The sequence below is a fragment of the Pseudoalteromonas sp. McH1-7 genome (assembly GCF_013366255.1).
In the GTDB taxonomy this organism is placed as follows: domain Bacteria; phylum Pseudomonadota; class Gammaproteobacteria; order Enterobacterales; family Alteromonadaceae; genus Pseudoalteromonas; species Pseudoalteromonas peptidolytica.
Genome location: NZ_JABWPQ010000023.1, coordinates 94,673 through 104,029 on the forward strand (window position 1 = coordinate 94,673; position 9,357 = coordinate 104,029).

7 protein-coding genes are annotated in these 9,357 nt (G+C 42.5%); 3 read left to right on the forward strand and 4 right to left on the reverse strand.

Annotated features, from left to right (window positions below; all coding sequences use genetic code 11):
* From HUZ36_RS16340 to HUZ36_RS16350, 3 genes are all read right to left on the reverse strand, one after another.
* Entirely contained in the window at positions 1-615 is a 615-nt protein-coding gene (locus tag HUZ36_RS16340) for a ubiquinone biosynthesis accessory factor UbiJ (RefSeq protein WP_176033420.1), read from the reverse strand.
* An 8-nt stretch (positions 616-623) separates the two neighbouring features.
* The gene (gene ubiE, locus HUZ36_RS16345; RefSeq protein WP_125250707.1) at positions 624-1,379 is read right to left on the reverse strand and encodes a bifunctional demethylmenaquinone methyltransferase/2-methoxy-6-polyprenyl-1,4-benzoquinol methylase UbiE; all 756 of its coding nucleotides are present in this window, start codon (positions 1,377-1,379) and stop codon (positions 624-626) included.
* A gap of 273 nt (positions 1,380-1,652) precedes the next feature.
* Entirely contained in the window at positions 1,653-2,654 is a 1,002-nt protein-coding gene (locus HUZ36_RS16350) for a GGDEF domain-containing protein (protein WP_176033421.1), read from the reverse strand.
* A gap of 375 nt (positions 2,655-3,029) precedes the next feature.
* On the opposite strand from HUZ36_RS16350, the gene HUZ36_RS16355 reads away from it, so the two are divergent.
* Positions 3,030-4,808, forward strand: a complete 1,779-nt coding sequence (locus HUZ36_RS16355; RefSeq protein ID WP_176033422.1) for a DUF885 domain-containing protein — start codon at positions 3,030-3,032, stop codon at positions 4,806-4,808.
* A gap of 65 nt (positions 4,809-4,873) precedes the next feature.
* On the opposite strand, the gene mtnK is transcribed toward HUZ36_RS16355, so the two are convergent.
* Positions 4,874-6,076: an S-methyl-5-thioribose kinase gene (gene mtnK, locus HUZ36_RS16360; RefSeq protein WP_176033423.1), complete on the reverse strand. Its 1,203-nt coding sequence runs from the start codon at positions 6,074-6,076 to the stop codon at positions 4,874-4,876.
* Positions 6,077-6,195: 119 nt separating this feature from the next.
* Between mtnK and mtnA the strand changes: the two genes are divergently transcribed.
* Positions 6,196-7,218 (forward strand): S-methyl-5-thioribose-1-phosphate isomerase, encoded by a 1,023-nt coding sequence (gene mtnA, locus HUZ36_RS16365; protein ID WP_176033424.1) that lies wholly within the window; start codon positions 6,196-6,198, stop codon positions 7,216-7,218.
* 80 nt (positions 7,219-7,298) lie between these two features.
* Positions 7,299-9,242: an alpha/beta hydrolase family protein gene (locus HUZ36_RS16370; protein ID WP_176033425.1), complete on the forward strand. Its 1,944-nt coding sequence runs from the start codon at positions 7,299-7,301 to the stop codon at positions 9,240-9,242.
* The last annotated feature ends 115 nt before the right edge of the window (positions 9,243-9,357 follow it).

Consider the following 9,357-nt stretch of genomic DNA (forward strand, 5'->3'; position numbering starts at 1 on the left):
CTAATTTCCTTTGGATTTTTGAAGTAAAGTATTGATACGTTGCGCGACGCTCTCTAACTGGCTATTCACGGAACGCACTTGCTGCTTAAACTGTTCAAATTCGAGTGGATGAGGAGATACCTTGAGCTCATCTTGAAGCAGCTCACTGAGCGTCACTTTGGCAACTTGTGCATCTTGTTGAGCTCGCTTGCGGATAGTGTTGATACTATCCACAATGACTTGTGCGGGGGCATCACCAAGATACTGAGCAAGGTGCTCCGCCCAATCAATATCCAGAGCCGCAAGAGCGTTACTATACAATTGTGCTAAAGCGAGATCGCCATCTAGATCGAGTTTATCTTGACGTATAAGTGCGGTCAGCTTACTTGGATCTGTGAGTTCAAGCAATGTGGCGCAGTCTGCGCTAATGGTGCAATCAGCGTTGCCATCAAAAGGGCATAATACATGAATGTATTCACCGGTATTGGTGATAGCTAAATGCAGATGCAAATCGCGAACCTCAACACTCAGTATTTTGTGACGGCTTTTACTTAATGCACCTTGCAACTCAGATGAGAGTGTTAGGGCTTTATTTAGCGCCGCCTCAATTACGGCGCCAAGTAGCGATGCAAGCACGGAGACTCCTAAAATTTAAAACCACGATGAAGCGCGACAATACCGCCGGTCATGTTTTGATAATCCGTTTGTTCAAACCCAGCGTCATCCATCATAGCCTTTAACGTGTCTTGATCTGGGTGCATACGGATAGACTCTGCAAGGTAGCGATATGATTCGCTGTCATTTGCTACTAACTTACCCATCGCAGGCAGTAGAGTGAATGAGTACATATCATAGAGTTTTGCCAGCGCTTCGTTATCGGTTTTGGAAAACTCTAATACCAGTAAGCGTCCACCTGGTTTGAGTATGCGATACATAGAGCGTAGCGCTTTATCTTTGTCGGTGACATTACGTAAGCCAAATGCGATAGTGATGACATCAAAGGTGTTGTCGTCAAAAGGAAGCATTTCGGCATTCATTTGCACGTATTCTATGTTACTGACCAACCCGAGATCGCGCAGCTTTTCACGGCCAACTTTCAGCATCGAGTCATTGATGTCACCTAAGATGACCTGTCCCTTGTCACCAACTAACTCACTAAACTTGGCAGTTAAGTCGCCTGTTCCGCCAGCTAAGTCTAAGACTTTGTGGCCAGCCCGAACACCTGAACAAGCGATGGTTTGACGTTTCCACAAGCGATGAATACCAAAAGACATCAGGTCGTTCATGATGTCATATTTTGCTGCGACAGAATGAAACACGTCTGCAACCATAGAAGCTTTTTTGTCTGCTTCTACTGTTTTATATCCAAAGTGGGTGGTGTTGTCTTGTGACTCTTTCATGCGGATTCCATCAATACACGGTAACTGTGTCATTAGTGTACTTGATAGGTAGCTGTAGGTGCAATTTCTTATCTACCTTGTCAGGCTGATAATGTTCACAAAAACAAAGATAAGTGTACTTTGACCTGAGCTTTGGATAATTAATGTTTTGCTAGCAACTAGGATTAGCGCGCCCTGTGTTGAGTTTGCTAGGTTTATAGCTTCAATACAGAAGTATTTTAAAATCGCGGAAAAACCGAGAGTTTGGCATTGCTATCCATGCTTTGTGTCGTGTTAGTGGCTTATATAGCAGTGCTGACCTAGAGATTGAGCTTTTTGCGCGGCAAAACTGGCGCGTTTAGCCAAGATATTGAAGTCATGTTCAGGTGCAAGCTGTGCAATTCCCAGTGCCAAAGAGACGTTAGGCAATGGCATTTTGCCTTTGGTGCTGACAAACTTTAGGCGCTCCACGCCTTTGCGTACTTTTTCCGCGATTACACTGGCTGTGTCTAAGTCAACATCGGCGAGAATGATAGTAAATTCTTTTTTACCAGTGCGCCCCGGTAGGCCGCTTTCTACCACATAACGCTTAATATTATTCGCAACCCGATTAAGCACAACTTCACTGACCACATCGCCAAAACGAGTAGAAAACGCATCAAGATTATCAACTTGTATTGATAACGCGCACACAGACTTTTGCTGTGATTGCCACTGTGCCACTTTTTGATGAAGATAATGACGTTTATATAGCCCTGTTTGTGGGTCTAATAGGTGGTGCTTGCGCAAGTCTAAAAGTAATTGTTGGTTTCGTTCGTAATCTTGGCGCGCTTTTATTAACGCTTGTTTAAAGAGCTTGTGTTGTTTTAGCAATAGCTCGGTTTGCTTAGTAAGTGTAGAAAGTGCACGCTTACTTTTTTGAATGTTGTGTTCATCTAAATTATGAATACATTGGCTCACCTGCTGTGCAAAGCGAATAATATGCTTCTGTGAGCTCTCGGTATTTTCATGGAGCTCAGTAACTAATGAATCTACGCCTTCAAGTAATTCAGACTGCACTTTTTGGCCAGGGTCTAAAAATTGATAGTAAAGTTGCTCGATTAGTACACAGTCAATATTAGTATTGCTTTTGATGGTTTTAGCTAGGGTTTCATTAAGAGGCTTATTGGTAGCACTGATATAAGTATATGCAACCTGATAATTCAGAGGAGTAGGCGGCAAATGATGCTGCTCTAAAAATAGGCACACCTGTGTCATTTTTTCTTGGGCAACAGCCATGGGATCATGGAACATCATTTCATTTACCACAACAATTTATTATCAAACGTTAATGAACAACCACCAACTCCATCGGTATCACTCTTGTCCTAATTGCACTAGAGCTACATTAATCTGTATCGTTCGAATTGAAAAGCAAAAAGTTTGTCTACGAAATAGAAAATTTACATTTTTTTGTTGATTTGCTGATTTTATCAGCAATTTTTATTAGGTTGAGTGATTTGTATCCGATCTTAGTTCTTCGTGGTTTTGTCGAATTAAGTTGCATCTGTGGCCTGACTCTCCTAATTTGAACGCTCATAAGTTCGTTCTACCATAACAAATACTCAAAACAGCAGTTTTTAGCAGCGAAAGTGCAAGTATTGAGACATAACAAGTATCGAGGAAGTTAGCGTGTTATCACCAAAAATAAAACTGTGGGCTAAGCGTTCAAGCATTGCCATATGTCTGTCTGTTACTTTGTCTGGTTGTGCCATTACAGGTATTGATAAGAATGCTGAGTTTACTCAGTTAGCAGACGATGTGATGAAGTTTAGAAGTGATAACAACGCCTATGGACGTGGTGACGTCAACGCAGAGTTTTTGCTGCCAAACTTAAGCGTGCAACAGCTTAGTACACAATATCAACAACGACTCGATTTTCTCGCGCAATTAGATGATATTGATAAAACGCAGCTCAGTGAAGAAAACCAGATAAATATCACCATATTGCGTAATCAAATACAAAATAGTGTCGATGAATATCATTTTAACAGTCACTATATGCCATTAACTTCTGAATATGGTTTCCATTCTGGGCTGTCTTTTATGATTTCAAATCATAATTTTAAGAAACGTTCCGGTTATGAGCTATATCTTGCTCGTTTGCAGCAAGTTCCTCGCTATTTTCAGCAAAATATCCATTGGATGAAACAGGGCATGGCAATTGGTCTGACACAACCAAAGGCGGTGCTAGAAGGCTATGAAAGCTCTATTGAAGCATATATCGTAGATGAAGTGACTAAATCTGAATTCTATGCGCCTTTTAAGCACAATCAAGCAGGGTTGTCTGACTCTGAATTTAGTGCGTTACAGCAGCGCGCAAAGCATATCATCAAAGCAGATGTGATAAGTGCTTATCAAGACTACCTTGACTTTTTTATCAGCGAATATCGGCCTGCTGCTAGAACAACAATAGGTATTTCAGCCACTCCAAATGGTGAAGCCTTTTATGCCAATCGAGCCAAATACTACACAACCACAGATATGTCACCGCAGCAAATACATGAGTTGGGGTTAAAAGAAGTTGCCCGGATCCGTGCTGAAATGGAAAAAATCATCAACAGGGTGGGCTTTAAAGGTAGCTTTGCTGATTTTGTTCAATTTTTAAGAACAGATCCGCAATTTTATGCAAAAACGCCTGAAGCGTTATTAAAAGAAGCGGCGTATATTGCAAAAAAGATGGATGCGCAGTTACCTAAGCTCTTTCATACATTGCCACGTAAGCCATATGGCGTAGCGCCAGTTCCTGCGAGTATTGCACCAAAATACACAACAGGGCGTTACTCAGGTGCGCGCAGCGATACTGATGCGGGTTATTACTGGGTAAATACCTATGCTTTGGATAAGCGTCCTTTGTATGTGCTAGAGGCACTGACACTGCATGAAGCTGTGCCGGGGCATCACCTTCAGATCGCATTAAATGCAGAGTTAGACTATCTTCCCGAATATCGCCGCAACGAATATATTTCTGCATTTGGTGAAGGGTGGGGACTATATGCTGAATTTTTGGGAATTGAAGCCGGTTTTTATCAAGACCCATACAGTGACTTTGGCCGTTTAACTTACGAAATGTGGCGCGCCGCACGCTTGGTAGTTGATACTGGTATGCACATGTTTGGCTGGAGTCGTGAAAAAGCGATGAACTTTATGAAAGACAACACGGCTCTATCATTACATAATGTTAAAACAGAGACAGACCGTTATATCTCTTGGCCAGGGCAGGCATTGTCATACAAAATAGGTGAGCTAACCATTAAACGTTTACGCCGAAAGGCGGAAAAGGCACTGGGTGATCAATTCGATATTCGAGAATTTCACCATCAAATCTTACGTCATGGATCCGTTCCGTTATTTGTTTTAGAAGAGCAAATAGGTAAATATATCGAAACGACTATGGGTCAAGCGCAGTAAATGTTTAGCAGCCCAAAGTAGACGCTTTGGGCTGCCATTTGCGTTAGACCCTGCCTGATCTTTGATTAATTCACAAAGCTAATGATTAATTGATAAACATCTTCAGTGGTGTGACACTTATTGGCGTTTAATATCAGTTGTTCGCCTAGCTGTAGCGCTCGCTTTTGTACTTCAAGGCGCGCAGTATCGTCTTCAATGTCATCTATATCTGTGACATGAGCAAGGCCGATAGTGCGGCGGATCAACTCACAGCCACAATACCCAACCGCATCTTGCAGTACTTTTGTTAGAAAATACTCAGCATATCCTTCAGCTTGCAATGATAAATCACGAGTTTGCGTTTTTGCCAGCTTTAGCCAAGTTGCATAAAAGCCAGATAAGGTACTGGCAATACAATCCAGTAAGTATACCTGCATATTGCGACGCTTTGGCAGTGCTTCAATCCGTGCATGTTGAGCGCAATAATTCAGTAATAGGTTTCCAATAAATGAGCCTAAATCAAATCCGATTGGGCCGAAAAAGCCAAATTCTGGATCGATAAGCTTAGTTTGCTCAGCACTTACAAAGATACTTCCGGTATGAACATCTCCATGAAGCAAGGTTTCCGGGGCGTTTAAGAATTGTGCTTTGAGTTTGGCAATTTCTATCAGTAGTGCTTTGTTATGACGCAGTGCATTAACTGAGGTTTGTAAAGCGCTAGGAAAATGGTTCCGCTCGGTATCACGGTATGGGTCATCAAAAAATAAATCTTCAGTGATGGCACATAACTCTGGGTTGGTAAACTCAGTGACTAAGGCTTTTTTCTCGCTAGGTTCAAGATAAAAACTAGAAAAGTAGAAGCTGGTTTTCGCCAAGTATGTTGCGATGTCTTGGCTAAGCTGTGGGAAAGTATGCGCTTGATTTAGCTCGCCACGTAAAATGTGTAACTGACCTAAGTCTTCTAATATGGTTACGGCTAACTCTGAATTGTGGTGTAAGACTTTGGCAGTGGTAGTTGGGCAAATCTCACCGTGGCGGCGTAGCACGCTAGCTTCTATCCTTGCTCTGTCCAATGTTAATGGCCAGCTTTCTCCTACACAGCGAGCATATGGTAAGGCTTGTTTAACGATGATGCTATTGCGCTGAGTATCTTGGACGCGAAATACCAAATTTAAATTACCATCACCAAACTCATAGCAAGATAAGGTTTCACCTTCAGCAAAAAAGTGTCCCAAGTGAGTGACATAATCAATCACTTTTTCAGCATCAAACGCAACATAACCTGACATGTTTTTGAACCTTGATAATATTTGTTTATAGCATTCTATATTTTTAAATGTTTAGATGTCTATACTTCTTTGGATCTTGATGTAAAATGTTCGGGGTAGTGTTAACAGAGCGCAATGTCATGAAAACTTTAATTGCACGCAGCCTTAAATTTGAAGCCGGGGTTGTAAAAGTACTAGATCAATATTTACTGCCACACCAGCAGGTATGGCATGAGTGTCGAGATGTCGCGACCATGAGCGATTTGATCCTGACACTTAAGGTTCGTGGTGCGCCGCTCATAGGCTTAGCGGCAAGTCTATTAGTTGCATATCTTAGTGAGCAAGGTGAAGATAAAGTTACGATCGCCCATGCCATTAATACACTAGAGGCAACACGCCCAACAGCAGTAAATTTAATGCACGCAATGGCTAAATTACGTAGCGTACTGGATAAACCTGACTGGCAAACACAATTGGTGACAACAGCAGAGCAGCTGTTTGAAGAAGATGCTGCACTGTGCGATCGGATGGCAACGATAGGCGCTACTTTGGTGAATGCTGGTGATAATATTTTAACGCATTGCAATACCGGGGCATTGGCTACCGCAGGTGTTGGAACAGCGCTGGGTGTGATACACCATGCGGCAAAACAACATCGCAATATTCACGTCTGGGTTGATGAAACAAGACCTTTACTCCAAGGCGGTAGGCTAACGGCATTTGAGTTACAAGCATGGCAAATTCCATATACACTCATTTGTGACAATATGGCGGCGAGTTTAATGGCTGCGGGTAAAGTAGATAAGATTTTCGTTGGTGCGGATCGCATCGCAGCTAATGGTGATGTTGCTAATAAAGTAGGTACATATAACCTCGCGGTATTAGCACATTTTCATCAGATCCCTTTTTATGTTGTGGCACCAGTTACCACGGTAGACAGCCGATGCTTAAGTGGCGGACAGATCCCAATTGAACAACGAGAAAGAGCAGAGGTGACGGGAGTAAGTGGCAGTTTTGGTCACTGCCAATGGGCGCCGGATAATGCTGAGGTATACAACCCGGCATTTGATGTTACTCCGGCAAGCTTAATTACCGGTTGGGTGTTAGATACCGGGCTGTATTCTGCTAGTGATGTTGAAAGTGGGGTCTTTTCACTAGGTTAACGCTTGTAAGTGTTTGTTATTCAAGTCACTCTATTGCTACACTGTACCCGTTTAATTTTGAATGGAGGTAGTGAATTAGGATGAAAAAGTTTCTGATACTGGCTGTTGGTTTACTCGCGACACAGGCGCTCGCAAAATCAGTAGTCCCACTTGAACACTTTAGTAAAGGCAGTGAATTTTCTGATGTACAAATATCGCCCAATGGCGAATATCTGAGCTTCATTACAAAGCGGGAGGGGAAAAACACACTTGGCTTTTTGCAGCTAGATAAATTTAAGCTGCTCCATGCTGTTCGGTTTGACGACAACGCGCAAATAGGTCGATATGAGTGGGTTAATGACAATAGAGTGGTGCTTGAAAAACAGTACATCCGTGGCTGGAAAGATCACCCAGAATATCATGGTGAATTATTTGGCGTGAATGCAGACGGCAGCCGTGGTAAATACTTGGTTGGGTATCAAGGAGAAGGCCAAACAGGGTCGCGACTGCGTAAAGCAACCCCCCTTTACGGGACATCTTATATTCTTGACCCATTGGTTAATGACGAAGATAAGATGTTGATTGTGACTTACCCCTGGAGTGGTTCCAAAGAGCCGGTAACACGAGTGTATGAAGTGAATGTTCATACCGGTGTTAGACGCAAAGTTACGGCCTCACCAAGAAAAATGGGGAGTTTCTTAACAGATCATCATGGCGAAGTTCGTGCTGTCGTGACACAAGATGATGATGGGTACTCATCAGTGTACACTCGCACAGCAAAACAGTCAGATTGGGTTGAGCTAAAACTTGCTGATGAGTTAGACGATTTTTGGATGCATGGGTTTGATAAAACGGGTAAATCTGTTTATCTATCAGCATCTAAAAATGGTGAGCCGAAAGCGTTTTATCAGTTAAACTTAGAAAGTAAAGCGCTAACACATATTTTCCAAGATAAAGAAGTTGACCCAACTAAGGTGTGGGTTGACCCGCTTGATAAATCTCCTTTTGCGATAGAACTAGATCCAGGCTATCCGACGTACGCATTTATTGATGATAATGCTAACTGGAGTCAGCGTTTGAAATCATTGGTGGCATCGATCCCAGGTAATCAAATTCGTATTGTTAGTAGTACCAGAGATGGCGAGCAAGTCGTGGTATTTGCAAGTAGCGATACCAATCCTGGGGATTATTATTTATATAATAGCAAAGAGAATAAGATGCGTTATCTGGCATCTGCTAGGCAATGGATAGCACCTGCAAAAATGTCCAACATGGAAGCCATCGCATTTACCAGCCGTGACGGACTGACCATTAATGGTTATCTGACTGCACCACTTGGAAAAGAGAAAAAGAACTTGCCTCTGATAGTTATGCCGCATGGTGGCCCTCATGGCCCAAGGGACTTCTGGCAATTTGATCCTGAAGTGCAAATGTTGGCAAGTCGCGGTATCGCAGTGTTACAGGTGAATTTTAGAGGCTCGGGTGGTTATGGTGAAGCATTTGAGAGACTAGGTTATCAGAAGTGGGGTAAAGAAATTCAATACGACATCATTGATGGAACCAAAGATCTAATCGCAAAGGGCATCGTAGACGACAAACGGATCTGTATTATGGGGGCAAGTTTTGGCGGTTATTCTGCATTGCAAAGCGCAATATTAGAACCTGACTTATTCCAATGCGCAGTCGGTGTTGTTGGTGTATACGATTTACCACTGATGTTTGAAGAAGGTGACGTAGCTCAGCGCAGCTCAGGGGTCGCATATTTAGAGCGTGTACTCGGGACTGATGAAAAACAGCTAAAGGCGTTTTCGCCAAGTTACAACGCAGATAAGCTAAAAGTTCCCGTGCTTATTGTTCATGGTGGTGAAGACCAACGGGCACCTATCGAGCAGGCTGAGTCTATCATTGATGCTTTAAAAGAAGCGAAAGTACCGCATCAATATTACTTGCTGGAAGATGAGGGTCATGGGTTTTACAAACCAGAACATCGCTTGAAGTACTACCAAAAAGTGCTGGCATTTTTGGAGCAACCGCTGAAGCTGTAGACAACAAAGAATCTAATAAAAGCCTGATACCAATTTGTCTTAATACTTGCTCAATTTGAAGGAGTAAATCTGACGCTAACAGCGTTAAAAATTTCTCATTTAGAACAACTAAATA

What these genes read in the sequence shown, in the direction of transcription:
- ubiE (WP_125250707.1), bottom strand. Translation starts at nt 1,379, where the DNA reads ATGAAAGAGTCACAAGACAACACCACCCACTTTGGATATAAAACAGTA.
- HUZ36_RS16350 (WP_176033421.1), bottom strand. Translation starts at nt 2,654, where the DNA reads ATGATGTTCCATGATCCCATGGCTGTTGCCCAAGAAAAAATGACACAG.
- mtnK (WP_176033423.1), bottom strand. Translation starts at nt 6,076, where the DNA reads ATGTCAGGTTATGTTGCGTTTGATGCTGAAAAAGTGATTGATTATGTC.
- mtnA (WP_176033424.1), top strand. Translation starts at nt 6,196, where the DNA reads ATGAAAACTTTAATTGCACGCAGCCTTAAATTTGAAGCCGGGGTTGTA.
- HUZ36_RS16370 (WP_176033425.1), top strand. Translation starts at nt 7,299, where the DNA reads ATGAAAAAGTTTCTGATACTGGCTGTTGGTTTACTCGCGACACAGGCG.